Genomic DNA, 26,425 nt, shown 5'->3' on the forward strand with positions numbered 1-26,425 from the left:
CCCCCCCGGGGGGGCGCGGGGGGGGGGGTGGCCCGGCGGGGGGGGGGGGCGGGCCGGGGGGGGGCCCGGGGGGGGGGGCGCGGGCGGGCCCCCCGGGGACCGGGGGGGGCCCCCCCCCCCCCCCCGGGGGGGGGGCCCACGCCCGTACTCGCGGCGTCAGGCCGGGATCAGGCGGTGATCAGGCGCCCGCGCCGTTCAGGATCTCGCGCGCCAGCTTGGCGGTCTCGGTCGGCGTCTTGCCGACCTTGACGCCGGCGGCCTCGAGGGCCTCCTTCTTGGCCTGCGCGGTGCCGGAGGAGCCGGAGACGATGGCGCCGGCGTGGCCCATGGTCTTGCCCTCGGGGGCGGTGAAGCCCGCGACGTAGCCGACGACCGGCTTGGTGACGCTCGATGCGATGAAGTCCGCCGCGCGCTCCTCGGCGTCGCCGCCGATCTCGCCGATCATGACGATGAGCTCGGTCTCCGGGTCGGCCTCGAAGGCCTCCAGGGCGTCGATGTGCGTGGTGCCGATGACCGGGTCGCCACCGATGCCGACGGCGGAGGTGAAGCCGATGTCGCGCAGCTCGTACATCATCTGGTAGGTCAGCGTGCCGGACTTGGACACGAGACCGATCTTGCCGGGCTTGGTGATGTCACCCGGGATGATGCCGGCGTTGGACTGGCCGGGGGTGATCAGGCCGGGGCAGTTCGGGCCGATGATCCGGGTCTTGTTGCCCTTGGCGGTCGCGTACGCCCAGAAGGCGGCGGAGTCGTGCACCGCGATGCCCTCGGTGATGACGACGGCCAGCGGGATCTCGGCGTCGATGGCCTCGACGACGGCGGCCTTGGCGAAGGCCGGCGGGACGAAGAGGACGGAGACGTTGGCGCCCGTCTTCTCCATCGCCTCGGCGACGGTGCCGAAGACCGGGACCTCGGTGCCGTCGAAGTCGACGGACGTGCCGGCCTTGCGCGGGTTCACGCCGCCGACGATGTTCGTGCCGTCGGCGAGCATCAGCTTGGTGTGCTTCATGCCCGTGGCACCGGTCATGCCCTGGACGATGACCTTGCTGTCCTTGTTGAGGAAGATAGCCATGGTGAGTCTGTGACCTCGTCCCTTTACTTCGCAGCCGCAGCGAGCTCGGCGGCCTTGTCGGCCGCGCCGTCCATGGTGTCCACGCGCTGCACCAGCGGGTGGTTGGCGTCCGAGAGGATCTTGCGACCCAGCTCGGCGTTGTTGCCGTCGAGGCGGACGACGAGCGGCTTGGTGACCTCTTCGCCCTTGTCCTTGAGCAGCTGGAGGGCCTGGACGATGCCGTTGGCGACCTCGTCGCAGGCGGTGATGCCGCCGAAGACGTTGACGAAGACGGACTTGACGTCCGGGTCGCCGAGGATGATCTCGAGACCGTTGGCCATGACGGCGGCGGAGGCGCCACCGCCGATGTCCAGGAAGTTGGCGGGCTTGACGCCACCGTGGTTCTCACCGGCGTAGGCGACGACGTCCAGGGTGCTCATGACGAGACCCGCGCCGTTGCCGATGATGCCGACCTCGCCGTCGAGCTTGACGTAGTTGAGGTTCTTGGCCTTGGCGGCGGCCTCGAGCGGGTTCGCGGCTGCGTGGTCCACGAACTCCTCGTGGCCCGGCTGGCGGAACTCGGCGTTCTCGTCGAGCGAGACCTTGCCGTCGAGGGCGATGACGTCGCCGTTGGCGACCTTGGCGAGGGGGTTGACCTCGACGAGGAGGGCGTCCTCGGCGATGAAGGTGTCCCACAGGGTCACGAGGACCGCGGCGACCTTCTCGGCGACCTCGGCCGGGAACTGCGCGAGCTCCACGATCTCGCGGGCCTTCTCGATGGTCACGCCCTCGTTGGCGTTCACCGGGACCTTGGCGAGCTTCTCCGGGGTCTCCTCGGCGACCTGCTCGATGTCCATGCCGCCCGCGACCGAGGCCATGGCCAGGAAGGTGCGGTTGGTGCGGTCGAGGAGGTAGGAGACGTAGTACTCCTCGAGGATCTCCGGAGCGGTCTCCGCGATCATCACCTTGTGGACCGTGTGGCCCTTGATGTCCATGCCCAGGATGTCCGTCGCGCGGGCGACGGCCTCGTCCGGGGTGGCGGCCAGCTTGACGCCACCGGCCTTGCCGCGGCCGCCGACCTTCACCTGCGCCTTGACGACCGACTTGCCGCCCAGCCGCTCGGTGGCCTCGCGCGCCGCCTCAGGCGTGTCGATGACTTCACCGGCCAGCACCGGTACACCGTGCTTGGCGAAGAGGTCCCTCGCCTGGTACTCGAACAGGTCCACGCGCGTCCGTCCCTTGTCTTAAAGATTCGCAGTGTTCGCGGTTGTCTGCGTGGGCGTGCCGCGAGGGCAACGTGACGGCGCTGTCACAAGGGGAGCGCACACGGTGACCGTGGACGCGGCATGTCCGTCCGGCAGGTTATCCCCGTGGGGCTTAGGTCCCTAAATCAGGGATCACACATGAGCGGTGATACCTGTCACAGATCGCCTCACGTGTGAGCTGGATATTCGTGTGATCTCACGATTTCGCGCGGTCACGGCTCACCCCTCGGGAACCGGAAGGGGCCGCTTCTCGATCGCCGCGGCCATCACGTCGGGGAAGAGGTCGGGGGTGCAGGCGAAGGCCGGGGAGCCGAGGGCGGCCAGCGCCGCCGCGTGCTCGCGGTCGTAGGCCGGGGCGCCCTCGTCGGAGAGGGCCAGGAGCGTCACGAACCGGACCCCCGCCGCCTGCATCGCCGCGACCCGCCCCAGCATCTCGTTGCGGATCCCGCCCTCGTAGAGATCGCTGATCAGGACCACGACGGTGTCGGCGGGGCGGGTGATCTTGGACTGGCAGTAGGCGAGCGCCCGGTTGATGTCGGTACCGCCGCCGAGCTGGGTGCCGAAGAGGACGTCCACCGGGTCGTCGAGCTCCTCGGTCAGGTCCACGACGGCGGTGTCGAACACGACGAGGCGGGTCGTCAGCGAACGCATGGAGGCGAGGACGGCCCCGAAGACGGAGGCGTAGACGACGGAGGCGGCCATCGAACCGGACTGGTCGATGCAGAGGATCACCTCCTTCTTCACCGACTGGCCGGCGCGGCCGTGGCCGACGAGGCGCTCGGGCACCACGGTGCGGTACTCGGGCAGGTAGTTCTTGAGATTGGCCCGAATGGTGCGGTTCCAGTCGATCTCGTGGTGGCGGGGACGGCTGATCCGCGCGGACCGGTCGAGGGCGCCGGTGAGCGTGGCCCGTGTGCGCGTGGCGAGCTTCTTCTCCAGCTGCTCGACGACCTTGCGGACGACCGCACGGGCGGTCTCCCGGGTGGTGTCGGGCATCGCCTTGCCGAGCGAGAGCAGGGTGCCGACCAGGTGGACGTCGGGCTCGACGGCCTCCAGCATCTCCGGCTCCAGCAGCAGCGCGGACAGCCCGAGCCGCTCGATCGCGTCGCGCTGCATGACCTGGACGACGGAGCTGGGGAAGTACGTACGGATGTCGCCGAGCCAGCGCGCCACGTTCGGCGCGGACCCGCCGAGCCCGGCCGACCGCTCCCCGGCCGCCTTCCGGCTCCCGGCCCCGGTGGTGCCCCCGTACAGCGCGCCGAGTGCCGCGTCCATGCCCACGTCCCGCCCGCGGAGGGCGCAGCCGGTGCCGTCGGCCTCGCCCCCGCCGAGGACCAGCCGCCACCGCCGCAGCCGCTCCCCCGCCACGTCCGCCGTGCCCGCCAGGTCAGCCCTGCCCGTCGCGTCCGGCTGCGCGGTGTCCGTTCCGGTCATGTGTCCGTCCCCCTCCGGTCGGTTGGTCTCGGTTCGCCGAGTGATACGTCGAGTGCTGTCGTCGTGACGGCGCGGTCGTGCGGCGTCGTCGTGGGGCGTCGTCGTGCGGCGTCGTCGTGCGGCGTCGTCGTGCGGCGTCGTCGTGGGGCGCGGGTCAGCCCGCGGCGGCCAGCAGCATCCGCACCAGCGGAACCACCGCGTCCGCACGCTCCGGGTCCAGCTCGGGGGCGAAACCCGCGGGTGCCGCGCCCCGCGCCGCGGCCGGGGCACCCGGCCCGCGGCGCACCAGTTCACCCAGGGTCCGCCGGACGCCCGGTTCGTACGCGCCGAACGTACGCCGCAGCAGCGGCAGGACGTCCGTGAACGCGCCCGCCGGTATGCCGGTCAGCCAGGCGTCGATCAGCGCGAGCAGCCGGTCGTCGTGGACCAGCAGGGTGCCGCCGCCCGCCGCGCCGCCCGCGAAGCCCTCGATCCAGCCGGCCGCGTCGGCGGGCGCGGCCGCCGGGGAGAGCGCGAGACCCATCAGGCGGGCGGTGTCCGCCGCCTCCAGCCGGCCCTCGTCGAGCAGGAGCCGCACGGCCCGGCCGCGGATGACGCCCGGCACGGTGTCCCGGCCGGCCAGCGTCCGCAACACCGCCGACCAGCGCTCGCGCAGCCCCTCGTCCTCCAGCAGGCCCACCGCGCCGTGCACCGCGTCCACGTGGCCGCGCAGCTCCGCGGCGCCGTCCGCGTCCAGCCCGGCGCAGGCCGGCGGCAGCGCGACGCATATACGGTCGGCGAGCCCGGCCGCGACCGTGCCCAGCGCCGCCGTGTCGGTGCCCCGGACGTCCCCGTACCGCAGGGACCGGGCCAGGGCCGGCAACGCCTTGGCGAGCCGGGCCACGTCGGTGTCCAGGGCGGCCCGGTCGGCCAGGGCCCGCAGGACCGCCGGGAGCGCCTCGGGCAGACCGGCCAGCAGGCAGCGTTCGGCCAGCGAGGTCACCTCGCCGAGCTCGCCCGTGGCGGCCGCGTCCGCCTCGGCCCGGCCGGTGGCCGCGGCGAGGACGGTGGTGCCCCAGATGCCGGCCTCGGCGACCCGCACCGACAGCTCCGGCTCCCAGCGCAGCCGCCAGGTCTCGCGGAACGTGCCGGTGCTGCCCCGGGAGGCGGCCGGTATGCCCCAGTCGACGCCGAGCAGCCGCAGCCGGTGCAGCAGCAGGCTCTTGGCGGCGTCGGAGTCCTTGCGCAGATCGAGCTCCAGTTCGCGCTCCTGCGCCTGCGCCTTGAGCCGCAGCGAGCGCTGCTGGCGCGTCAGGTCCCGCTGGAGGGGCACGACGGGCGCGGCGTCGGGGACTTCGCCCAGCGCGTCCCCGACGACGAGCCGGTCCTCGATGAGCGCGAGCGGCACGTCGGAGCCGTCGCACATCACCGCCCGGACCGCCTCCAGGGTCTCGGTCAGGCCGGCCAGCGGGCGCCCGCGCACGGCGGCCAGGGTGTCGGCGAGCCGGACCGCCTCGATGACGTGGGCCGAGGAGACCTGGCGGTCCTCCTCCCGCAGCAGCCCGGCGACCTTGGTCAGCCAGCGCTCGACGGGCCGGTCGGGCGCGGCGAACAGGTGCCCGTACCAGCCGGGCGAGGTGATGCCCGCCCCGTAGCCTCCGGCCCGGGCCAGGCGCCGGTGGGTCCAGGGCACCCAGGTGGTCTCCACCTTGACCTTGGGCAGCCCGGCGAGCAGGGCCCGGTCCGCGGCCACCGTGGTTCTCGCGCGCAGCGCCGGCACGTGCCAGGCCCCGCACACCACCGCGTAGGCGTCCCCGAACTCGCGGCGGGCGGCCCGCATCCGCTGCCGCATGTGGGCCTCGCGGACCAGGTCGCGGGCGTGGCCGCCGTCCCCGTAGGTCTCGCGCAGGGCGGCCATGGCGTCGCCGAGGGCCTCGAAGGCGGCGACCGGGTCGGCGGAGCCCGCGCCCCGGTGCTCGACGACGTCCTCCCACCAGCGTTCCGGGTCGTCGTACCCGGCGGTCTCCGCCAGCACCGCGAGCGGGTCCAGCCGCACCGCGTCGGGTCCGCCGGCCCCCGGCTCCCGCCCTTCGTCCTCCCCCTCCCCCTCCCCCTTCCCCTTCCTCTCCTCCTTCTCCTTCTCCTCGTCCCGTTCCGCCAGCGTGTGGGCGGCCGGGAGGTCGATGAAGCGGACCGGGACCCGCTCGGCCAGGGCCCAGCGCACCGCCACCCATTCGGGCGAGAACTCGGCCAGCGGCCAGAACGCCGCCCGGCCCGGGTCGTCGGCCGCGTGCGCGAGCAGCGCGACGGGCGGCCGCATGGCGGGGTCGGCTGCCAGCGGCAGCAGCGCGTCCCCCTCCGGCGGGCCCTCGATCAGGACGGCTGCCGGCCGGGCCGCGTCCAGGGCCGCCCGCACCGCGCGCGCGGAGCCGGGGCCGTGGTGTCGTACGCCCAGCAACAGCGGCCCCGTGGTCCCGCCGCTCACGCCGTCACCTCCCGGCAGGCGCGGTAGAAGTCCTTCCAGCCGTCCCGCTCGCGCACGACGGCCTCCAGGTACTCCTGCCAGACCACCTTGTCGGCGGCCGGGTCGCGCACGACGGCGCCGAGGATCCCGGCCGCCACGTCGGAGGGGCGCAGCACGCCGTCGCCGAAGTGGGCGGCGAGCGCGAGGCCGCCGGTGACCACGGAGATGGCCTCGGCCGTGGACAGGGTGCCGCTGGGCGACTTGACCTTCGTCCGGCCGTCGCCGGTGACGCCCTCGCGCAGCTCGCGGAAGACGGTCACGACGCGGCGGATCTCGTCCATGCCCTCGGGAACGGCCGGCAGGTCCAGGGCGCGGCCCATCTGGTCGACGCGACGGGCGACGATGTCGACCTCGGCGTCGGCCGTCGCGGGCAGCGGCAGCACCACGGTGTTGAAGCGGCGGCGCAGCGCGCTGGAGAGTTCGTTGACCCCGCGGTCGCGGTCGTTGGCGGTGGCGATGAGGTTGAAGCCGCGCACGGCCTGCACCTCTTCGCCGAGTTCGGGTATGGGCAGGGTCTTCTCGGACAGCACGGTGATGAGCGTGTCCTGGACGTCGGCGGGGATACGGGTGAGTTCCTCGACGCGCGCGGTCATGCCCTCGGCCATGGCGCGCATGACGGGGCTGGGGACGAGGGCGTCGCGGCTGGGGCCGTGGGCGAGGAGGCGGGCGTAGTTCCAGCCGTACCGGATCGCCTCCTCCGGGGTGCCGGCGGTGCCCTGGACGAGCAGGGTGGAGTCGCCGCTGACGGCGGCGGCCAGGTGCTCGGAGACCCAGGTCTTGGCGGTGCCGGGGACGCCGAGCAGGAGCAGGGCGCGGTCGGTGGCGAGGGTGGTGACGGCGACCTCGACGATCCGGCGCGGGCCCACGTACTTGGGCGTGATGACCGTGCCGTCACCGAGGGTGCCGCCGAGCAGGTAGGTGGCGACGGCCCACGGCGAGAGCTTCCAGCGGGCCGGACGGGGCCGGTCGTCGGCGGCGGCGAGGGCTTTCAGTTCGTGGGCGTAGGCGTCCTCGGCGTGCGGTCGCAGCGCCTCGGCGTTCGCGGTCTTCTCGGACATGGTGATGCTCCCCCTCCAGGCTCGGCAGCCGCGCGGCGACTGCTGTACTCCACGGTGCACCACCCCACTGACAACGCCCCCTTTTCCTACCGTTGTTGCAGGTCAGACGCATTGTCAGTGGGAGTGCCTACGGTGGTTTCCATGACTGAGCAGCAGGTCCGCTGGACGGCGGAACAGGTACTGGCTCTGGCTCCTGACGAGGCGTCGCGCAAGGCGGGGGGCAAGCTCGGCTCGGCGGGTCCGTGGTCCCGGACCGGAGGTTCCGCTTCCGGTTCGGTGTGGGGGTTGTGCAAGGGCAGCGGCAGTACGCCGTACCGGACGGTGGTGGACCTGACGGGACCGGCGTACAAGTGCTCCTGCCCGAGCCGGAAGTTCCCGTGCAAGCACGCGCTGGGGCTGCTGCTGCTCTGGGCGGCCGAGGGGCTGGGGGAAGCGGCCGAGGCGCCGGACTGGGCCGGGGAATGGCTGGCCGAGCGGGCCGCGAAGGCGGCGCGTCCGGCCGCCGCTTCCGGGTCGGCCGGCGCTCCGGCCGACCCGGAAGCGGCCCGCAGACGGGCCGAGCGGCGGGCCGCGCGGATCGGGGCGGGGGTGAGCGAGCTGGAGCAGCGGCTGGCCGACCTGGTGCGCGGCGGTCTGGCCGGACAGGAGGCGGCGGGGTACGCGCAGTGGGAGGAGACGGCGGCCCGGATGGTCGACGCGCAGGCGCCGGGACTGGCCGCGCGGGTGCGGGAGCTGGGCACGATACCGAGCTCCGGCGCGGGCTGGCCCGGCCGGATGCTGGAGGAGTGCGCGCTGCTGCACCTGCTGGACCGGGCCTGGCTGGGCGTGGCCGCTCTGCCCGAGCCGCTGGCCGCGACGGTCCGGGCCCGGGTGGGCCTGCCGGGAGCGGTGGCGGGGGCGGCGGTGCGGGACCACTGGCTGGTCCTGGCGCAGCACGACTCCGTCTCGCCGGACGGGCGGCTCACCACCCGCCGGATCTGGTTGCGCGGTCTGGAGAGCGGCCGCCCGGCCCTCGTGCTGGACTTCGGGCCGCCCGGCCGGCCGCCGCAGCTCGCGCTGCCGGTGGGCCTGGTGCTCGACGCGCAGGCCCGGTTCCGGCCGGGCGGCGCGGGGCTGCGGGCGGAGCTCGGCGAGCGGTTCGCCGCGCCGGTCCCGTTCCCGCACGCACCGGCCGGCGTCTCGACGGGCGAGGCGCTGGACGCGTACGGGGCGGCGCTGCGCGAGGACCCGTGGCTGGACGCCTGGCCGGTGGTGCTGGGCCAGGTGGTGCCGATACCGGGCGAGCACGGCTGGCAACTGGCGGACGCGGAGGGGAAGTCCGCCCTGCCGGTGCCGCCGTCCGGGGCGCGCACCCGGTCCGGGCTGTGGCAGCTGGCCGCGCTGTCGGGCGGGGGCCCGGTGACGGTGTTCGGCGAATGCGGCCACCGCGGGTTCACCCCGCTGACGGCCTGGGCGCCGGACACGGCGGAGCCGGTGGCCCTGGGCTGAACCGAAGGACGACTGGGGGGCTTGTGAACGACAACCACGCGACCTGACACACACCGGCACGAGCTGCCCCGGTCCCGCGGAGGGGGCGGGACCGGGGCGCACCACAGGCGAGGGAGGGGTTTCGATGAGCGGGGTTCGGGAGCGGCGGCGGGACGGGGAGACGACCGGGCGGATGGACGGACAGCGGGGCGGGGACCGGAAGGAGCCAGCCGGGGAAAGGGAGGAGTTCAGCGGGGGCTGGGAGCCGGTCGGGCGCGGGAAGGAGCCGGTCGGGGACTGGGAGCCGACGGGGCACGGGGAGGAGGCGGCCGTGGACTGGGAGGGGCTGGTCGGGGCGGCGACGCTGGGGACCGACCGCAGACGTGGCGGGACGCCGGGGGCCCTGCTCGACGCGGCGGCGGTCCTGGCGGTGCGGCGGCGGGCGGGGCTGCGGCCGGCCGAGGCGGGGGCCCGACCCGATCCGGTGGCCGACGATCCGCGGCCGGCCCCGCCGGAGGCCGCGCGCCGCCGGCTGGCGCAGCTGCTGGCCGGCCGGGGCGGTGCGGGCGCCGGCGGGCGGCGCGGGGCGGCGCCGGATCTGACGGAGCTGCTGCCGCAGTGGCTGGCGGCCGCGTCGCGGTGGGGGTACCGGGCACCGGCCGCGCTCGTGCCGGCGCTGCTGGACGCCGCCAAGGCCCGTACGGATCTGCGCCCGCAGGCGCTGGCTCTGGCCGGGGCGCGGGGGCTGTGGCTGGCCCGGCTGAATCCGGAGTGGCGGTTCGCGCTGCGCAGCGGGGCGGGCGGCGGGGAGCTGCCGGATCCCGGGGACGGGGCGGGCGTGGAACGGCTGTGGCAGGAGGGGCTGTTCGCGGAGCGGGTGGCGCTGCTGGGGGCGGTCCGGGCGTACGATCCGGCGGCGGCGACCCAGCTGCTGTCGGGCACCTGGGCCACCGAACGGGCCGAGGACCGGCTGATGTTCCTCGATTCGCTGCGGGTGGGGCTGTCGGAGCGGGACGAGCCGTTCCTGGAAGCGGCGCTGGGCGACCGCAGCCGCAACGTACGTGCGACGGCCGCCGAGCTGCTGTCGGCGCTGCCCACCTCCGCGCTGGCGGCCCGGCAGGCGCGGCGGGCGCTGGCCTGCGTGGGCCCGAAGGGAGTGGTGCCGCCGGCGGACTGCGACGCGGGGATGCAGCGGGACGGGGTGGTCAGGCGTCCGCCCGCCGGCCGGGGGGAGCGGGCGTGGTGGCTGGGGCAACTGGTGGAGGCGGCCCCGCTGGCCTGCTGGCGGGAGCGGTTCGGGGGGCTGGACCCGGCGGCGATCCTGGCGCTGCCGATGGCCGAGGAGTGGCGGGAGGAGCTGCACGCGGCCTGGTGCCGGGCCGCGGTGCGGCAGCGGGATCCCCAGTGGTCGCGGGCCCTGCTGGGGTCGGCGGCGGCGCCGCCCGCGGCCGGGCCGGCGACGGCGTCTCTGGCGGAGCGGGCCAAGCTGCTGCAGACGCTGCCGCGGGAGGAACGGGCCGGGTGGGTCGCGGAGTTCGTGCGGGCCCACGGGTTGTCGGAGGCGTTCCAGCTGCTGGGCGTGTGCGCGGTGCCGTGGTCGGCGCCGCTGGGGCGGGCGGTCGTGGACGCGCTCGACATAGCCCGGGAGGCGGGGAGCTACCCGTGGAGCTTCAGCGGGGTCATGGGCCTGGCGGAACGCTGCCTGGACCCCACCGAGGCCGGCCACCTCGAGGCGCTGACCGCCGCGTACGACGATCCGCCGGACGCCTCGCCCGGCGCCGGGGGCTACTGGGCGGAGGCGTTCCAGCGGCTGGTGGCGACCCTGCGGCTGCGCGCGGCGATGCTGGCCGAACTGACCCCGCCACCCGCCTGACCGGCAGCCGCCCGACCTGGCGGCCGCCCGACCCGGCATCCGCCGGGTGGACGCCGGCGTCGAGCCCGCCGGCGCCGACCGGCTCGAGCGGCGGGGGCAGGACGGCGGGCTCGGACGGGCGTCAGACGGCGGGGCGGACGTGGGCGCGGACCCAGTCCACGATCGCGGTGGTGGTGGCGCCCGGGGTGAAGATCTCGGCGACGCCCTTCGCCTTCAGCGGGGCGATGTCGTCCTCCGGGATGATGCCGCCGCCGAAGACCTTGATGTCCTCCGCGTCGCGTTCCTTCAGCAGGTCCAGCACCCGCGCGAACAGCGTGTTGTGCGCGCCGGAGAGGATCGACAGCCCGATCGCGTCGGCATCCTCCTGGATCGCGGTGTCGACGATCTGCTCGGGGGTCTGGTGCAGGCCCGTGTAGATGACCTCCATGCCCGCGTCGCGCAGGGCCCGCGCGATGACCTTGGCGCCGCGGTCGTGGCCGTCGAGACCCGGCTTGGCCACCACCACACGGATCGGACCGGTCACACCCATCGCACTGCCTCCCGAGTGAACGAACGTTAAGTACAGCATCGCGCACCGCGTCGTTTCGCGGTCAAGCACGAGGGGGAAATCACACGTGGGACGCCATTGATTCACACGCACCGGTCGCAAGGAGAGCCGCAACGAGTCGCCGCGCCACCGCGCCGTCAGCCGCACGGCACGGTGGCGCGGCACATCGCCGCAGAACGGCACGGATCGGCAGCCGGAGCCACAGGGGGGCCGTCGATGGGGCTGTCGTTCACGTTCACCGTGCCGCGATCCGGTGCCGCGCTGCGCGCCGCCGCCCTGGAGGTGGCCGTGCTCGCCGGACATCTCGCCCTCTATCCGACCGGTGTGGCACAGGAGAGGATCCGGCCCCTCGCCCAGGGCCAGACCCGGCCGCCCGTCCTCCTCCTCCACGGGTTCAGCGACAACCGGTCGGTGTTCGTGCTGCTGCGCCGGGCGCTCGGCGCCGACGGCCTGCGCCGGGTCGAGGCGTACAACTACTCCCCCTTCACGCGCGACCTGCGGTCCACCGCCCGGCTGCTCGCCGCGCGCGTCGAGGAGCTGTGCGAGCGCACCGGGCAGGAGCGGGTGGACGTGGTCGGGCACAGCCTGGGCGGGCTGGTGTGCCGCTACTACGTCCAGCGGCTCGGCGGCGACGCGCGGGTGCGCACGCTGGTCACGCTCGGCACCCCGCACGGGGGCACCCGCGCCGCGCCCTTCATGGACGCGCACCCGCTGGTCCGGCAGATGCGCCCGGACTCCGAGGTGATGGCGGAACTGAACGCGCCGGCGCCCGGCTGCCGCACCCGGTGCGTGGCGTTCTGGGCCGAGTTCGACACGGTGATGAGCCCGGCCGGCACCGCCCGTCTCGAGCATCCCGACCTGATGGCGGTGAACGTGCAGGTCACCGGGATCGGGCACCTGGCGCTGCCCGCGCACCCGGCCGTCATCGCCGCCGTCCGGCGGGCCCTGGACGGGCCGGCACAGGCCGTCCCCGAGGCCCCCGGAGCCGCCTCCGTCGCGTGAACGACAACCGGCCTTTTGTCGAACGTATTTCGAACTCAAGGCCAAGGCTCCGCCTTGCGGCGACCGAAAGACAGCCGAATGCCCGGTTCCTGAGGAACCGGAACCCCCGGAAGATTGTCGTCGCCAGTGACCGCCGGGTACAGTCACGCCACTGCTCTCCTCCGGGGAACCTCCCATTCCCCGGCCACCCAGGCCCCCCACCGCCGAGGCGAAAGAGAAGTTGGTGAACGACCGCCCCACGTCGGGCCAGTACCCGGATCCCGGGTACGACGGCCTTGCCACCACCACTTTCGCTGGCGATGTGTCCTACGGTTCCTTTGAAACGCAGGGGCAGGGGTACGACTACTCCTCCTACGCCGCGTACGACGCGAACGCGACGGGCAGTTACGACGCCACCGCCTGGGCCACGCCGGCCGCGCAGGAGAGCTACCTGACCAGCATCCCCGCCCAGTCGCTCCCCGAGGACGGCACGGGCCAGTGGGACGCGAGCGCCTGGTCCGCGCACACCGATTACCAGCAGCCCGCCGCCGCCTTCGGCTACGACACCTCCGGCGAGCAGAGCGGCCACTGGGCGATGCCCGGCTTCGGCACGACCGCCGCCGAGACCGGCGCGTACGACGCGACCGCGTGGAACTCCGTGGTGCAGGAGGAGCTCCCGCAGCAGCTCCAGCCCGAGGCCTCCTACGGCTACGAGAACGAGTCCTCGTACGAGTACGGCGCGGGCGGTGAGTACACCTCCGAGTACGCAGCGCCGGCGCACGCCTACGAGTCCCCGGCCGAGTACGGGGCGATGGCCGAGACCGCCGCCTTCGAGACCGCCGCCTTCGAGGCCACGCCGACGGCCACCTTCGACGCCGTACCGGCCACCGCCTTCGACGCGGCGCCGACCGCCACCTTCGACGCCGTGCAGGTTGTCGAGGACACCGAAGCGGAATCCCCCGACGAGGCGGCCGCCGCGGTGCACGCCGCCGAGACGCAGACCATGTCCGCGGCCGATGTCGCCGCGGCCTCCGCAGCCTTCGAGGCGACCGCGGTGTCGCGCGCCGCGCGCCGCGCCGCCGCCAAGAACGCCGCCGCCAAGAACGCGGCGGCCAAGGGCGCCGCGGCCAGGAATGCGACCGCCCAGACCGGCTCCGCGACCACCGGCAGCGGCCCGGGCGGCGGCACCGGTGGCACGGGCCGTGCCGCCAGCCGCCGGCGCACCCCGGCGAAGCGTTCCGCCCTGCTGACCGTGGCCGTCCCCTCCGTCTGCGTCATGGGTGTCGCGGGCGTCGCCGCCGCCTCCGTCAGCGGCCTGACCGGTGGCGCGGAGAAGACCACCGAGGACACCACCACGCTGGCCGCGCCCGACCCGGCCTCGGTCCAGCCGGCCGCCGCCAACAGCAAGCTCGATACCCAGCTCGCCGCGCTCAGCGCCGACGCGGGCGACTTCGCGGACCGCGCCAGCCGTACGCAGGAGCGCATCGACCTGCGCGTCCGCCAGGAAGAAGAGAAGAAGAAGCGTGCGGAGGAGGCGGCCGCCAAGGAGGCCGCCCGCCCCAAGTTCGCCGTCCCGGTCGCCCAGCACGGACTCAGCGCCGGCTACGGGCAGTCCGGCGGCATGTGGATGTCGGTGCACACCGGTATCGACTTCCCCGTCGGCTACGGCACGCCGGTCATGGCCGCCACCGACGGCACCGTGCGCACCCAGTGGAACAGCGCCTACGGCAACATGGTGATCCTCACCGCCCCCGACGGCACCGAGACCTGGTACTGCCACCTGAGCAGCTCCAAGATCCGGTCCGGCAAGGTCAAGGCGGGCGAAGTGATCGCCTACTCCGGCAACTCGGGCAACTCCACCGGCCCCCACCTCCACTTCGAGGTGCGGCCCGGCGGCGGGTCCCCGATCGATCCGTCCGCGTGGCTGCGCAGCAAGGGCCTGAACCCCAACTGACCCGGCCGCAGCACAGCGGCCGCCGGCACTCCGCCGGCACGCACCACAGCGACGCCGGCACTCCAGCCGCAGCACTCCCGCCACACCACAGCGGCGCCGGCACTCCGGCCGGCGCCACCGCTCCTGCCCGTCCCTACAGCTTCTGCACCGGCGCGTAACGCAGCAGCAGCCGCTTGGGCTTGGCGTCCCCGAAGTCGATCGTGGCCTGCGCGTCCGCACCCGACCCCTTGACCTCGGTCACCGTGCCCAGCCCGAACTGGTCGTGCGTGACCCGGTCCCCGACCGCCAGCGCGACGACCGGCTTGTCGGTGGCCCGCCGCGTGGCGAACCCGGACGGCCCGGCCTTCGTACGCGACGACGACAGGAACGCCTCGGGCGACGTACCGAACGACGACTTCCCGGAACCGGAACCCGAACCGGAACCCGACCGGGAGCCCGGCCCGAAGCCGCGCCCGCCCGACACGGGACCCGCCGGCTTCTGCGCGCCCGTGCGCTTCCACCGCAGGTACTCGTCCGGGATCTCCTCCAGGAACCGCGACGGCGGGTTGTAGGAGGGCGTCCCCCACGCGCTGCGCATCGCCGAGCGCGTCAGGTACAGCCGCTCCCGGGCACGCGTGATGCCGACGTACGCCAGCCGGCGCTCCTCCTCCAGCTCCTTGGTCTGCCCCAGCGCCCGCATGTGCGGGAAGACCCCGTCCTCCATGCCGGTCAGGAAGACCACCGGGAACTCCAGGCCCTTGGCGGTGTGCAGGGTCATCAGCGTGATGACGCCCGAGCCGTCGGTGTCCTCGTCCGGGATCTGGTCGGAGTCGGCGACGAGCGCGACCTGCTCCAGGAACTCGGCCAGGGTGCCGCCCGCGGCAGCGGCCGTGGCGGCGGCCGGTGACGTCCCGGTGTCCTCACCGCGCGCCTGCTCGAACTCCAGGGCCACGGCGGCCAGTTCCTGGAGGTTCTCGATCCGCGTCTCGTCCTGCGGGTCGGTGGAGGCCTGGAGCTCGGCCAGGTAGCCCGTCCGCTCCAGTACGGCCTCCAGCACCACCGCCGGGCCCGCGCCCGAGTCGACGATCGTCCGCAGCTCCTCCATCAGCACGTTGAACCGCTTGACGGCGTTGGTGGAGCGCGCGGCCATCCCGTACGCCTCGTCGACCCGCCGCAGGGCCTGCGGGAAGGTGATCTTCTCGCGCAGCGCGAGGGCGTCGATCATCGCCTCCGCGCGCTCGCCGATGCCGCGCTTGGGCACGTTCAGGATCCGGCGCAGCGGAACGTTGTCCTCGGGGTTGGCCAGCACCCGCAGGTAGGCCAGGACGTCCCGGACCTCCTTGCGCTCGTAGAAGCGGACCCCGCCGACGACCTTGTAGGGCAGGCCGACGCGGATGAAGATCTCCTCGAAGACGCGCGACTGCGCGTTCGTCCGGTAGAAGATCGCCACGTCGCCGGCCTTCGCGTCGCCCGCGTCCGTCAGCCGGTCGATCTCGTCGGCGACGAACTGGGCCTCGTCGTGCTCGGTGTCGGCCACGTACCCGGTGATCACGGTGCCGGTGCCGGCGTCGGTCCACAGGTTCTTGGCGCGGCGGTTCTCGTTGCGCTCGATGACGGCGTTGGCGGCGGACAGGATCGTCTGGGTGGAGCGGTAGTTCTGCTCCAGCAGGATCGTCGTCGCGTCCTTGTAGTCCTCCTCGAACTGGAGGATGTTGCGGATCGTCGCGCCGCGGAAGGCGTAGATCGACTGGTCCGCGTCACCGACCACGCACAGCTCGGCGGGGGGCAGGTCGTCGTACCCGGGCCCGACCAGTTCGCGTACGAGCGTGTACTGCGCGTGGTTGGTGTCCTGGTACTCGTCGACCAGGACGTGCCGGAAGCGGCGCCGGTAGTGCTCGGCGACGTCCGGGAAGGCCTGGAGCAGGTGCACCGTGGTCATGATGATGTCGTCGAAGTCGAGCGCGTTGGCCTCGCGCAGCCGCGCCTGGTACATCGCGTACGCCTGGGCGAGCGTCTTCTCGAACCCTCCCCCGGACTCCGTCTGGGAGGTGCCCCCAGCGGCCTGGGCGGCGAAGGCGTCCTCGTCGATCAGCTCGTTCTTGAGGTTGGAGATCTTGGCGTTGAAGGACTTCGGCGGGAACTTCTTGGGGTCGAGGTCCAGGTCGCGGCAGACCAGCGCCATGAGCCGCTTGGAGTCGGCAGCGTCGTAGATCGAGAAGGACGAGGTGAAGCCGAGCCGCTTGGACTCGCGGCGCAGGATGCGTACGCACGCGCTGTGGAAGGTGGACACCCACATGGCGCCCGCGCGCGGGCCGACCAGGCCCTCGACGCGCTCCTTCATCTCGCCGGCGGCCTTGTTGGTGAAGGTGATCGCGAGGATCTGGCCGGGGTGGACGCCCCGGGCGGCCAGCAGGTGGCCGATCCGGTGGGTGAGCACGCGGGTCTTGCCCGAGCCGGCGCCGGCCACGATGAGCAGCGGCGAGCCGGCGTGCACGACCGCGGCGCGCTGCTGCTCGTTCAGCCCGTCGAGCAGGGCCGCCGGGTCGATGACGGGCCGGGCGGAGCCGTCGCGGTAGTACGCGTCGCCGCTCATGGGCGCGTCGAAGTGCCCCTCGAAGAGGTCGTCCGCGCCGGCTTCCGGGGCGTACTCCTCGGGCGGCGGCGGGGGCTCCTCGTCGGAGGGAGTGAGGTCCGCCAGGAAACTGTCGTCAAAGAGGCTGCTCATCGCCTTCCGAGTCTAGGGGGCCGGACCGACAGGCAGCCCCGCCCCGGGAAAACTGGCGGCCCCGCCCCCGGAAACGAGCGGCCCCGCCGCGGAGGACAGGCGGCCCCACCCCCGGAAAATCGGGGTCCGGAGCCACCCCGTACGCTCGCTCGCATGAGCGTTCTCATCCATCTCTTCGTCGGTCTGCACATCATCGGCATCGCCGCCCTGCTCGGGGGGTTCCTCGGCCAGATGAAGGCGATGGGCGCAGGTCAAGCCCGCTTCACCCCCGGCATGCTGCACGGCGCCCTGACCATGCTGGTGACGGGCGTGGTCCTGGTGGGCCTGCGCGAGATGGACGGCGGCACCCTCAACCACGTCAAGATCGGCGTGAAGCTGGCGGTGCTCTTCGTGATCCTGGCGCTCGTCTACGTCAAGCGCGACGACGAGCGGGTCGACAAGGCCCTGTTCGGCGCGGTCGGCGGACTGACCATCGCCAACATCTTCATCGCCGTTCTCTGGCGCTGACCGGTCAGATCCGGTCACTTCGGATCATCCCGGCCGGAACCCGTTACCTTCGGGTTTAGCGTCCTCCCCCAGGACCCGGCGACCACCGAGTCGGCCGGCGAGTCGACCGGCGAGTCGATCAGCGACCAGGGGAAGGACGTGAGGCCCGCGTGGCCAGTCATCGAAAGCCCAGGCAGCGCCCGCTCTCCGGCGGCACGGTCCGTACCGCCGCCACCCTCGCCCTCGCGGGCGCTGCATCCGCCACCGCGTTCGAAGGCGCCTCCCAGGCCGACCCCCGCCCGACGCCGTCGCAGGTCAAGGCGGAGGTGGACCGGCTGTACGGGGAGGCCGAGGAGGCCACCGAGCGCTACAACGGGGCGAAGGAGAAGGCCGACGAGGCCCAGCGCGCGCTGACCGACCTCCAGGACCAGGCGGCCCGCAAGACCGACCGCCTCAACACCGCCCGCGCCGCACTCGGTTCGCTCGCCGCCTCGCAGTACCGCTCCGGGGGCCTGGGCCCCGCGGTCCGGCTCGCGCTCGCCGACGACCCGCAGGAGTACCTGGCCGGCGCGGCCCTGATGTCCCGGGCCGGCGACCGCAGCACCGCCGGGCTGGCCTCCGTACGCCGGGGCCTGGAGGAGGTCAGGGGGCTGCGCGACCAGGCGTCCGGCCGGCTCGCCGAGCTGCGCGCCCGGCAGGACGAGCTCGCCCGCCACAAGTCGGTGATCGAGAACAAGCTGGAGGCCGCCCGGCGGGTGCTGGCCCGGCTCACCGCCGAGGAGCGGGCACGGTACGAGGCCGAGGACCCCGACGCGGGCCCCGCCGTTGCGGCCGCTGCCCCCGGCGCCCCCGCCTCCGGCGCCGCCGGCGCCCGTCCGAGCCAGGCCCCGCCGCCCGCCGACGGCTCGCGCGCGGCCCGCGCGGTGGCGTTCGCGTACGGGGCGATCGGCAAGCCGTACGTGTGGGGCGCGACGGGGCCGGGCTCGTTCGACTGCTCGGGGCTGACCCAGGCGGCCTGGCGCTCGGCCGGGGTGTCCCTGCCGCGCACCACCTACACCCAGATCAACGCCGGCCGCCGGGTCGCCAAGAGCCAGCTGGCCCCCGGTGACCTGGTCTTCTTCTACTCCGGCGTGACCCACGTCGGCCTCTACATCGGCAACGGGCAGATGATCCACGCCCCGCGCCCCGGCTCGACGGTCCGCATCGCCCCGATCGACTCCATGCCCTGGGCGGGCGCCACCCGCCCCGCCTAGGTCCGGCCCCTGGCCCCCTTGGCTCCCCGGCCCGGCTAGCCCGTCCTGAGCTGGGCGCTCAGCCAGGTGAAGGTCTGCGGGAGCTGGCGGACCCAGGTCTCGATGTTGTGGCCGCCCGTGACCTTCTCGGCGTGCACCAGGGTCGGCTGCTTCGCCGCCTGCTGGAGCTCCTGCCCCGCGGTGTAGCCGTCGGCCTGGGCCCCGGAGATCCACAGGGAGACCGGGGGCGGCGTGGGCGCGGCCTTCAGGAGGGCGACCAGGTTGTGGGTGCGGCGCAGTTCGGGGTCCTGGGCGACCAGCGAGGCCGGCTCCTGGCCGGGGTCGTTGTAGCCGGAGAGGGAGAGGGCTGCGGTGTAGCGGTCGGGGTGGGCGATCGCCAGCTTGGCGGAGCAGTAGGCGCCGGCGGAGTAGCCCGCGACGGCCCAGGAGCGGGCCTCGCCCGCGACCCGGAAGTTGTCGGTGACCATCTTGCGGACGTCGACGCTGAGCCAGGTGTCGGCGTTGACCTTGCCGGGGATGTTGGCGCAGCCGGTGTCGGTGTTGCCCAGGAGCATGGTGCGCGGCGAGACGAGCACGAACGGCTGGATCTGTCCGCTCTTCATCAGCGGCTCCAGGGTCTCGTGCACCTTGAGCCCCTGGAACCAGGACTTCCCCGTGCCCGGCATGCCCGGGATCAGCTCGACGACGGGGAACTTCTTGTCCTTCCAGGCCGGGTCGTCGTACTGCGGCGGCAGCCAGACGAAGACCTCGCCCTTGACCCCGGAGATCTTGCCGTCCAGCTCGGTCCGCTGGACCCGTCCGCCCAGTTCGGCGACGGGCGTGAACTCCTGCCGGACCTTCGGCTGGGCGTCGATCTTCCGGCCGCCGAGCCCGTCGGGGCCGAGGTCGTTGGCGGCGGTGACGTAGTCACCGGTGCCCATCAGGTCATCCCAGGAGGCGTAGAAGTTCTCGGTCCGGTTGATCCCGATGAAGACCAGGGCGATCGCCGTGGCCTGCGCGAAGACGACCATCAGGCAGCGGGTCACGCCGCGGACGACGGCCGGGCCGCGCACCCTGCTCCACAGCACGAGCGGCAGGACGACGGCGGCCGCGGTCAGCGCGGCCGCCGCCACGAACACAGGAGTCCCGGTCAAGCTCATCACGCACCCCTAGAGGGTGCGCCGCCCGCCCGGGTTGCCCCGGTTTTCCGCGACGTGCATCACAACGCCGCCGGACCCGGTCGGCGAGACCTCAGACCAGGCGGCGCGCGGTCGCCCAGCGCGTCAGCTCGTGCCGGTTGGACAGCTGGAGCTTGCGCAGCACCGCCGAGACGTGCGACTCGACCGTCTTGACGGAGATGAAGAGCTGCTTGGCGATCTCCTTGTACGCGTAGCCGCGCGCGATCAGCCGGAGCACCTCCCGCTCGCGCTGCGTGAGCCGGTCGAGGTCCTCGTCGACCGGCGGCGCGTCGGTCGAGGCGAACGCGTCCAGCACGAAGCCCGCCAGCCGCGGGGAGAAGACCGCATCCCCGTCCTGCACCCGGAAGACCGAGTCGACCAGGTCCGTGCCCGTGATCGTCTTGGTGACGTACCCGCGCGCGCCGCCCCGGATGACCCCGATGACGTCCTCGGCGGCGTCCGACACCGACAGGGCCAGGAACCGCACCGGGTCCTCGGCCGCCGTCATCAGCGGGGCGCAGCGGCGCAGCACCTCGACCCCGCCGCCGCCGGGCAGGTGGACGTCGAGCAGGACCACCTCGGGGCGGGTGGCGGTGATGACGGTGACCGCCTGGTCGACGTCGGCGGCCTCGCCGACCACCTCGACGCCGGTCCGCGCGGTCTCGCCGATCTCGGCCTGGACGCCCGTACGGAACATGCGGTGGTCGTCGACGAGGACCACGCGGACCCGCCGGCCGCCCCCGGCCCCGGTCACGTCCTGGTGTGCAGCCTCTTCGCTCATGTTCCGCTCGCCCTCTCCATCTCCAGCTCGACTTCCGTGCCGCCGTCGGGCGCCGACCGCAGTCGCGCGGTCCCGCCGTTGCGCTGCATCCGGCCGATGATCGATTCTCGTACGCCCATGCGGTCGTCGGGTACCGCGTCGACGTCGAAGCCCGGCCCCCGGTCCCGTACGGACACGAACACCGTCCGCCCCTCCACCTCGGCGTAGACCTGTACCGGTCCGCCCTCGCCACCGTACTTGGCGGCGTTGACCATCGCCTCGCGCGCGGCCTGGACCTGTGCGGTCAGCTTCTCGTCGAGCGGGCAGTCGCCGACGACGACGATCTCGATCGGGACGCCGTGGTGGTCCTCGACCTCGGCGGCGGCCTTCTTGACGGCCTCGGCGAGGGTGGCGGGCTCCTCCGCCTCCTCCTTGCCGGTGCCCTCGGGCTTGTACAGCCAGTTGCGCAGCTCCCTCTCCTGCGCGCGGGCCAGCCGCCGCACCTCGCCGACGTCCTCGGCGTTGCGCTGGATCAGGGTGAGCGTGTGCAGCACGGAGTCGTGGACGTGGGCGGCGACCTCGGCGCGCTCCTGGGCGCGGATGCGCATGAGGCGCTCTTCGGAGAGGTCCTGGGTCATCCGGATCAGCCAGGGTCCGGCCAGCAGCGCGACGCCGACGAGGACGGCGAGGGTGGCGGTGAGCATGTTGCCGAGCTGGGCGGCGGAGCCGCGGACGACGATGAAGACGGTCAGGCCCACGCCGACCAGGGCGACGCCGGCGAGGGCGCGGGCCATCTGGAGCAGCCGGCCGTGCCGGCCCGCGGCCGCCGTCCAGTGCGCCCGGCGGGCGTTGTCGGCCTGCCGCCACACCAGGACCACGCCGGCGCCGACGAGCAGGGTGGGCCAGACGTAGCGGCCGGTCTCGCCGCCGAGCTGGATGCGCGAGATCCAGATGCCGACGCCGACGAACAGCACGACCAGGGCGACGACCTGGCCGCGCTCGGGTTTACGCAGCCGGCGCGAGCCGTCGGCGAGCGTCTCGAAGAAGGACCGCTCGGTGGTGCGGCCGCCCTGGCCGAGCGGTACGAACACCCAGAACGCGGCGTAGAGCAGCACCCCGAGGCCGTCGCCGAACATGAACATGCCCAGGAAGGCGAGCCGGACCCAGATCACCGGCACCCCGAGGTGCCCGGCCAGGCCGCGCGCGACTCCGCCCAGCATCCGGCCCTCGGCGCTGCGGTAGAGCTTGCGCGGCGCGGGTTCCTCGGACTCGGGGGCGTGCGGGATACGGGGTGCGACGACTGCGGACATGACCCCAGGGTCACACGCGGAGGCGCCGGGGACATCAGGGCATCCCCCCAGTTCTTCCGGGGGGATATCAGGGTTGCGCCAGGGTAGGACCGGATTCCGGAGCCCGCGGCGGCCGGTCACCATGGAGCCATGACCGATCTCCACGCCTCCCCGCCGGCGGACCCCGCGCCGCCGCTCGACCGTCCGACACTGCGCCGCAGCAGGCGCAACACCGTCGTCGCGGGCGTGTGCGGCGGCCTCGGGCGGCACTTCGACCTCGACCCGGTGATATTCCGGATCGTGCTCGCGGTGCTGACGGTGACGGGCGGCGTCGGTCTGATCTTCTACGGCTTCGCCTGGCTGCTGGTGCCGCTGGAGGGCGAGGAGGAGAACGAGGCGAAGAAGCTGCTGACCGGCCGGGTGGAAGGCGGCACGCTGGCCGCGTTGCTGGCCTCGCTGGTGGGCTGCGCGCTGTTCCTGTCGCTGCTGAACAACGGCGCGACGTCCGGGTTCACCGTGCTGTCGGTGGTCGCCGTCGGCGCCGCGGTCCACTGGGCGCAGCGCCGCCGCGGCGGCCGGCGCCCGGCCGCCGAGAGCGAGCCGGACGCCGCACATATACGGGCGGCCGAGGCGCCGCCGGAGACCCAGGCGCCCCCCGTGCCGGGCAGCCCTTCCTGGTGGCGGGACCCGCTGGTCAAGGACGGCACCACCGGGCACTCCCCCACGGGCTACCTGTGGGGTCCGGAGGAGGCCGGTGCGACGGACCGGCGCGGCGCCGGCCCCGGGCGGAGTCCGCGGCCGCGGCCCTACCGGGCGCGGGGCGGCGGGATCGGCGGCCGGGTCTTCGTACTGGCCGTCCTCGCCGGGGCGGCCGCCACGGCCTCCGTGTGGCACGGCCAGCCCCTGGGCCACGCCCTCCAGGTGGGACTGGCGGCCGCGCTGGCGGTGTTCGGCCTCGGACTGGCCGTCAGTTCGTTCACGGGCCGCACCGGGTTCGGCACCGTCGTGCTGGCGGTGGTCACCGCCGGCCTGCTGGCGGGCGCGGCCGCGCTGCCGCGGGACATCGGCACCGAATGGCGCGAGGTGACCTGGCGCCCGGCCTCCGTGGCCGAGCTGCGCCCGAGCTACGACGCGTCCAACGGGTACGCGGTCTTGGACCTCAGCCGTCTCGACGTCCCCCGGGGCACCACTGTCGCGGTCGGCGCCTCGCTGGACGCGGGCAAGCTCAAGGTGATCGTGCCGCGCCAGGTCACGGCCCGGGCCGGCATCGAGATACGCGTGGGCGACGTACAGCTGCCCGGTGAGCGTGCGGACCGGCTCGAGCACCTGGGCAGGCACAGTCAGCACACGACCCTGAAGCCCGCCGCCGGCACCGAGGCCGGCGGGACGATCGAGTTGCGCCTGAAGACGGGCGTGGGACAGGTGGAGGTGGCCCGTGCGGCGTCATGAGTTCCAGCCGGGACGGCTGCTGGCGGGGCTGGTCCTGCTGACGGCGGGCGTGCTCTATCTGCTCGACGCGGGCGGCGAGGCGGACGTGCCGTGGTTCGTGGTGATCCCGATGACGATGGGCGGGCTCTCGCTCGCCGCCCTGCTGGGCATCGTCACCTACGCCGTACGGCGCGACCGGCGCGACGGGATCAGCCGGTCCAGCCACGGGAGCGATCGGTCCTGAAGCATGGCGTCCAGGGAGGGGGCGGCCGCCCCCGCCATGATCAGCGGCGTCCAGGCCAGCAGATAGATCAGATCGTTGCCGTAGTAGTAGGGCGTGACCTGCCAGCTCACGGTGAGCCACAGGCTCAGCGAGATCAGCGCACCGCCGGCGGCCGCCACCCGGGCGAACAGTCCCAGCAGGGTGGCGACCCCCACCAGGAGTTCCCCGACGGCGATCGCCGCGCCGAAGCCGGCGGGGGCCTGAAGGGCCAGGTCGACCAGGGCCGGAACGGCTGAGCCGTCCCGCACCCCCTGCATGGTCTCGCCGATCGAGCCGGTGCCGGAGGCGGAGAGGAACGCGGCGTCGGTCAGCTTGTCCAGACCCGCGTAGACGAAGGTCACGCCGAGGAAGAGGCGCAGCGGCAGCAGCGCGTGCCGGGTCGCGCGGTCCCTGAGATCAGTGAGATTCACGTCCCATGTCTACCCCGCTCACTCACCGACGTCGATGGTGCAGCGGTTGGATTCCACCCCGGCAGCCGTGACCACCTGGATGTCGACCCGGCCGGGTTCCACGTCGACCGGTACCGGCACGGTCAGCACCGTGTCGGACGGGTTGCTGAAGCCCCCCGCCACCGGCACCAGCGGCACGTGCACGTGCACCGCGCCGATCCGCACCACGAGGCGGGCCAGCATCTCGGGGGTGCCCGCGCCCGGCGGCAGGAAGCCGACGCCCCGGATCTCGATGTCGTCGCCGGTGCGGACGGCCGCGTCCAGGTCACCGGGCTCGCGGGTGCGGACCACCGACAGCACCAGCGGACGGCTGCCCTCGGCGTACTTGGCCGCGAGGTAGACGGCCGCCGACAGGGCCACCAGCAGCGCCAGCGCCCACGGCAGCCGCGGCAGCCGGTCGGGGAAGCGGGCCAGCGACACGACCGCGAAGGCCAGCACCACGGTGGAGACCAGCACGTACTGGGCGTCGGGGAAGCTGCCGCGCCCGGCGTCGTCGGTGAGCAGGTCGGCGCCGCGCGGCCGGTCGGCGGGCAGCTTCTGCAGCCGCTGGCCCATGATCCGTACGGACACCACGCGCCGTACGAGCACCGCGACCCCGGAGGTCAGCGCGACGACGGTGAGCAGCGGCACCGCCCGCCACAGGTCCAGGCCCGCGAAGAGGGCGGTCCGGTCCGTGCCGGGTGTGGAGGCGGCCAGCCGGACGGCGGGCAGCAGCGCCGCGAACGCGGTCAGCAGCAGCCAGGCGCAGGCCACCGCCTTGGACGTGGAGAGCCGGTTGTCCTCGCCGACGAGTGGCGCGAGCAGCCCGCCCCGGACGGTCTGGGCGCGGGCGGCGACGGTGAGCAGGCCCGCCAGGACCACGGCGGCGAGCAGGCCGGCGGTCCGGGCGGCGCTCCAGCCGGTGCCGAGGGCGGTGCCGACCTGGACCAGCAGCAGCACCCCGGCGGCGATCCACACGGCGAGGACGGCCCGCCGGGACAGGACGTGCAGCCAGGAGTGGCCGGCCTCGCGGCCGCGGTCGGCGACGGTGCGGGCGGAGACGGTCAGTTCGTCGGAGACCCACTGCCGGGAGGCCCCGGCCGAGCGGGCCACGGCGGCGGGCAGGCCCTGGCCGGCGGCGAGCGCGTCGCGCCGTTCCAGGAAGGCGGTGACGGCGCGCCGGTGGCCCTCGCGGGCGCCGTGCGGGCAGTCGTCGCAGGTGCAGCCGCCGCCGTGCGTACTTCGGTGGATCTCTTGGACAGCCACGTGCGTGCCGCCTCTCTCACTACCGTGCTACTACCGTGCAAGTACCGGGCAATGCCGCGAATTGTGCACCACTGCGGCAGTGCTCCGGTTTGCGCACGATGTCAGAGCAGGTGATGAGCGGTTCATGATGTTGACGTCACGCGCTGCAGGAGCGGCTGGCAGTTGACCCAGGCGGCCAGGTCCGTGCCGAAGCGTTCGCGGACGGCCACGGCGTCGCGGTGGTCCATCGCGGCCGGTTTCCCGGCGGCCCGCGCGATCAGCTGGACCCGGGCGGCGCGCTCCATCGCGATCAGCCACCAGGCGGCGGCGTCGACGGAGTCCCCCACGGTCAGCAGGCCGCGGCCGGGCAGCACGAGGGCCTTGCGCGGTCCCAGCGCACGGGCGATCCGGGCCGCGTCGGCCGTGCCGGCGTAGCCCTGGAGCACCGCGTGGTCCTCGTAGAAGGCGCAGGCGTCCTCGCTGAGCGGGGCGAGCGGATCCCTGAGGGCGGCGAGCGCCGTGCCGTACGGAGTGGGGGTGTGGGCGACGGCCACGACGGCGGGCCGGGCCCGGTGGACGGCGGCGTGGACGGCGAACGCGAGCTGGTTCACGCGGCGTCCGCCCCGCACCACGCGGCCGTCCCCGTCGACCAGGACGAGGTCCCCGGGCGTCATACGGGTGAAAGTGCGGCCGAACGGATTGACCCAGTAACAGTCGCTATACTCCGGGTCCCTCGCGGTGAGGTGGCCTGCCACGCCCTCCTCGTACCCGAGCTCCGCGAACAGTCGCAGCGCTGCGGCCAATCGTTCCTTCAGGTGGGCGCGCTCCTGCGCGGGGCTCTCGAAGCGGGGCGGCAGGTCCAGGGCGAGCCGCTCCACCGGTACCGGCTCCGGCCGCCCGCCCGCCGCGCCCGGTCCCGCGCCCGGTCCCGCGCCCGGCGCCACGCCCGGTCCCGCGCCCGGTGCCCCGCCCGGTCCCGCGCCCGGTGCCGCCTCCGGCACCCCGCCCGGTGCCGTGCTCCCGGCCCTCTCGTCGGTCATGGCCCGCCCCTCCCCCGCCCCACGGCGTCGTCGGCGCGCACCGTACGTCGGCCCGCCCGAGGAGAACAGAGCCGTGCGGACGCCGAACGGCCGTGGGGGGGCCCCCCGGGGGGCGGGGGGGGGGGGGGGGGGGGGGGGGGCCCCGGGCGGGGGGGGGGGGGGGCCCGGCCGCCCGGCGCCGCCACCCAACCAAGGGCCCAGGGGCGCGGGGGGGGGGTG

21 protein-coding genes are annotated in these 26,425 nt (G+C 74.0%); 8 read left to right on the forward strand and 13 right to left on the reverse strand.

The window, feature by feature from the left end:
* Window positions 1–178: 178 nt before the first annotated feature.
* The 5 genes from sucD to ACIPXB_RS35380 form a co-directional block, all read right to left on the reverse strand.
* Window positions 179–1,072, reverse strand: a complete 894-nt coding sequence (sucD, locus tag ACIPXB_RS35360; RefSeq protein WP_401456792.1) for a succinate--CoA ligase subunit alpha — start codon at window positions 1,070–1,072, stop codon at window positions 179–181.
* A gap of 23 nt (window positions 1,073–1,095) precedes the next feature.
* Window positions 1,096–2,277, reverse strand: coding sequence for an ADP-forming succinate--CoA ligase subunit beta (gene sucC / locus ACIPXB_RS35365; RefSeq protein WP_401456794.1), 1,182 nt, complete (start codon window positions 2,275–2,277; stop codon window positions 1,096–1,098).
* Window positions 2,278–2,535: 258 nt separating this feature from the next.
* Window positions 2,536–3,750 (reverse strand): vWA domain-containing protein, encoded by a 1,215-nt coding sequence (locus tag ACIPXB_RS35370; RefSeq protein ID WP_401456796.1) that lies wholly within the window; start codon window positions 3,748–3,750, stop codon window positions 2,536–2,538.
* A 154-nt stretch (window positions 3,751–3,904) separates the two neighbouring features.
* Window positions 3,905–6,214, reverse strand: coding sequence for a DUF5682 family protein (locus tag ACIPXB_RS35375; RefSeq protein ID WP_401456798.1), 2,310 nt, complete (start codon window positions 6,212–6,214; stop codon window positions 3,905–3,907).
* Window positions 6,211–7,311 (reverse strand): AAA family ATPase, encoded by a 1,101-nt coding sequence (locus ACIPXB_RS35380; RefSeq protein ID WP_401456799.1) that lies wholly within the window; start codon window positions 7,309–7,311, stop codon window positions 6,211–6,213. The genes ACIPXB_RS35375 and ACIPXB_RS35380 overlap by 4 nt, the downstream gene beginning before the upstream one ends.
* Window positions 7,312–7,452: 141 nt before the next feature.
* Here ACIPXB_RS35380 and ACIPXB_RS35385 point away from each other — a divergent pair, with 141 nt between their 5' ends.
* Together ACIPXB_RS35385 and ACIPXB_RS35390 are read left to right on the forward strand one after the other, a co-directional pair.
* Window positions 7,453–8,799 carry an SWIM zinc finger family protein gene (locus ACIPXB_RS35385; RefSeq protein WP_401456800.1) on the forward strand — a complete coding sequence of 449 codons (1,347 nt, stop codon included), beginning with the start codon at window positions 7,453–7,455 and terminating at the stop codon, window positions 8,797–8,799.
* A 124-nt stretch (window positions 8,800–8,923) separates the two neighbouring features.
* Entirely contained in the window at window positions 8,924–10,651 is a 1,728-nt protein-coding gene (locus tag ACIPXB_RS35390) for a DUF5691 domain-containing protein (protein WP_401456802.1), read from the forward strand.
* A 121-nt stretch (window positions 10,652–10,772) separates the two neighbouring features.
* On the opposite strand, the gene ACIPXB_RS35395 is transcribed toward ACIPXB_RS35390, so the two are convergent.
* On the reverse strand, window positions 10,773–11,180 hold the full coding sequence (locus tag ACIPXB_RS35395) for a cobalamin B12-binding domain-containing protein (RefSeq protein WP_401456803.1): 408 nt from the start codon (window positions 11,178–11,180) through the stop codon (window positions 10,773–10,775).
* Window positions 11,181–11,414: 234 nt separating this feature from the next.
* On the opposite strand from ACIPXB_RS35395, the gene ACIPXB_RS35400 reads away from it, so the two are divergent.
* Window positions 11,415–12,200: an esterase/lipase family protein gene (locus ACIPXB_RS35400; RefSeq protein WP_401456806.1), complete on the forward strand. Its 786-nt coding sequence runs from the start codon at window positions 11,415–11,417 to the stop codon at window positions 12,198–12,200.
* Window positions 12,201–12,423: 223 nt separating this feature from the next.
* Window positions 12,424–14,133, forward strand: coding sequence for a M23 family metallopeptidase (locus ACIPXB_RS35405; protein ID WP_401456807.1), 1,710 nt, complete (start codon window positions 12,424–12,426; stop codon window positions 14,131–14,133).
* Between the two features lie 133 nt (window positions 14,134–14,266).
* Here the strand turns inward: ACIPXB_RS35405 and pcrA are convergent, their stop codons facing one another.
* A complete protein-coding gene (gene pcrA / locus ACIPXB_RS35410) occupies window positions 14,267–16,837 on the reverse strand; it encodes a DNA helicase PcrA (protein WP_401456809.1) in 2,571 nt (856 codons plus the stop codon).
* A gap of 153 nt (window positions 16,838–16,990) precedes the next feature.
* On the opposite strand from pcrA, the gene ACIPXB_RS35415 reads away from it, so the two are divergent.
* Window positions 16,991–17,344, forward strand: a complete 354-nt coding sequence (locus tag ACIPXB_RS35415; protein ID WP_401456811.1) for a hypothetical protein — start codon at window positions 16,991–16,993, stop codon at window positions 17,342–17,344.
* Between the two features lie 149 nt (window positions 17,345–17,493).
* Window positions 17,494–18,576 (forward strand): NlpC/P60 family protein, encoded by a 1,083-nt coding sequence (locus ACIPXB_RS35420; RefSeq protein WP_401456813.1) that lies wholly within the window; start codon window positions 17,494–17,496, stop codon window positions 18,574–18,576.
* 35 nt (window positions 18,577–18,611) lie between these two features.
* Here the strand turns inward: ACIPXB_RS35420 and ACIPXB_RS35425 are convergent, their stop codons facing one another.
* The 3 genes from ACIPXB_RS35425 to ACIPXB_RS35435 form a co-directional block, all read right to left on the reverse strand.
* The gene (locus tag ACIPXB_RS35425) at window positions 18,612–19,715 is read right to left on the reverse strand and encodes an alpha/beta hydrolase (protein ID WP_401456815.1); all 1,104 of its coding nucleotides are present in this window, start codon (window positions 19,713–19,715) and stop codon (window positions 18,612–18,614) included.
* A gap of 91 nt (window positions 19,716–19,806) precedes the next feature.
* Window positions 19,807–20,514, reverse strand: a complete 708-nt coding sequence (locus ACIPXB_RS35430; protein ID WP_401456817.1) for a LuxR C-terminal-related transcriptional regulator — start codon at window positions 20,512–20,514, stop codon at window positions 19,807–19,809.
* Window positions 20,511–21,803 carry a PspC domain-containing protein gene (locus ACIPXB_RS35435; protein WP_401456819.1) on the reverse strand — a complete coding sequence of 431 codons (1,293 nt, stop codon included), beginning with the start codon at window positions 21,801–21,803 and terminating at the stop codon, window positions 20,511–20,513. The genes ACIPXB_RS35430 and ACIPXB_RS35435 overlap by 4 nt, the downstream gene beginning before the upstream one ends.
* 129 nt (window positions 21,804–21,932) lie before the next feature.
* Here ACIPXB_RS35435 and ACIPXB_RS35440 point away from each other — a divergent pair, with 129 nt between their 5' ends.
* On the forward strand, window positions 21,933–23,231 hold the full coding sequence (locus ACIPXB_RS35440; protein ID WP_401456821.1) for a PspC domain-containing protein: 1,299 nt from the start codon (window positions 21,933–21,935) through the stop codon (window positions 23,229–23,231).
* Complete coding sequence (locus tag ACIPXB_RS35445; RefSeq protein ID WP_401456824.1) at window positions 23,218–23,454, forward strand: hypothetical protein; 237 nt, start codon at window positions 23,218–23,220, stop codon at window positions 23,452–23,454. The genes ACIPXB_RS35440 and ACIPXB_RS35445 overlap by 14 nt, the downstream gene beginning before the upstream one ends.
* Here ACIPXB_RS35445 and ACIPXB_RS35450 read toward each other — a convergent pair.
* The 3 genes from ACIPXB_RS35450 to ACIPXB_RS35460 all read right to left on the reverse strand — a co-directional run bounded on the left by ACIPXB_RS35450 (window position 23,388) and on the right by ACIPXB_RS35460 (window position 26,206).
* On the reverse strand, window positions 23,388–23,903 hold the full coding sequence (locus ACIPXB_RS35450; protein WP_401456825.1) for a DoxX family protein: 516 nt from the start codon (window positions 23,901–23,903) through the stop codon (window positions 23,388–23,390). The genes ACIPXB_RS35445 and ACIPXB_RS35450 overlap by 67 nt on opposite strands.
* 18 nt (window positions 23,904–23,921) lie before the next feature.
* On the reverse strand, window positions 23,922–25,187 hold the full coding sequence (locus ACIPXB_RS35455; RefSeq protein ID WP_401456827.1) for a hypothetical protein: 1,266 nt from the start codon (window positions 25,185–25,187) through the stop codon (window positions 23,922–23,924).
* A 122-nt stretch (window positions 25,188–25,309) separates the two neighbouring features.
* The gene (locus tag ACIPXB_RS35460; protein ID WP_401456828.1) at window positions 25,310–26,206 is read right to left on the reverse strand and encodes a class II aldolase/adducin family protein; all 897 of its coding nucleotides are present in this window, start codon (window positions 26,204–26,206) and stop codon (window positions 25,310–25,312) included.
* Window positions 26,207–26,425 lie beyond the last annotated feature (219 nt).

This window comes from Streptomyces sp. NPDC090022 (assembly GCF_044748145.1).
In the GTDB taxonomy this organism is placed as follows: domain Bacteria; phylum Actinomycetota; class Actinomycetes; order Streptomycetales; family Streptomycetaceae; genus Streptomyces.

Bases quoted from the DNA above. Each gene is read 5' to 3' on its own strand.
- sucD (WP_401456792.1), bottom strand. From the start codon at position 1,072: ATGGCTATCTTCCTCAACAAGGACAGCAAGGTCATCGTCCAGGGCATG.
- ACIPXB_RS35370 (WP_401456796.1), bottom strand. From the start codon at position 3,750: ATGACCGGAACGGACACCGCGCAGCCGGACGCGACGGGCAGGGCTGAC.
- ACIPXB_RS35380 (WP_401456799.1), bottom strand. From the start codon at position 7,311: ATGTCCGAGAAGACCGCGAACGCCGAGGCGCTGCGACCGCACGCCGAG.
- ACIPXB_RS35385 (WP_401456800.1), top strand. From the start codon at position 7,453: ATGACTGAGCAGCAGGTCCGCTGGACGGCGGAACAGGTACTGGCTCTG.
- ACIPXB_RS35390 (WP_401456802.1), top strand. From the start codon at position 8,924: ATGAGCGGGGTTCGGGAGCGGCGGCGGGACGGGGAGACGACCGGGCGG.
- ACIPXB_RS35395 (WP_401456803.1), bottom strand. From the start codon at position 11,180: ATGGGTGTGACCGGTCCGATCCGTGTGGTGGTGGCCAAGCCGGGTCTC.
- ACIPXB_RS35400 (WP_401456806.1), top strand. From the start codon at position 11,415: ATGGGGCTGTCGTTCACGTTCACCGTGCCGCGATCCGGTGCCGCGCTG.
- pcrA (WP_401456809.1), bottom strand. From the start codon at position 16,837: ATGAGCAGCCTCTTTGACGACAGTTTCCTGGCGGACCTCACTCCCTCC.
- ACIPXB_RS35415 (WP_401456811.1), top strand. From the start codon at position 16,991: ATGAGCGTTCTCATCCATCTCTTCGTCGGTCTGCACATCATCGGCATC.
- ACIPXB_RS35425 (WP_401456815.1), bottom strand. From the start codon at position 19,715: ATGAGCTTGACCGGGACTCCTGTGTTCGTGGCGGCGGCCGCGCTGACC.
- ACIPXB_RS35430 (WP_401456817.1), bottom strand. From the start codon at position 20,514: ATGAGCGAAGAGGCTGCACACCAGGACGTGACCGGGGCCGGGGGCGGC.
- ACIPXB_RS35435 (WP_401456819.1), bottom strand. From the start codon at position 21,803: ATGTCCGCAGTCGTCGCACCCCGTATCCCGCACGCCCCCGAGTCCGAG.
- ACIPXB_RS35440 (WP_401456821.1), top strand. From the start codon at position 21,933: ATGACCGATCTCCACGCCTCCCCGCCGGCGGACCCCGCGCCGCCGCTC.
- ACIPXB_RS35460 (WP_401456828.1), bottom strand. From the start codon at position 26,206: ATGACCGACGAGAGGGCCGGGAGCACGGCACCGGGCGGGGTGCCGGAG.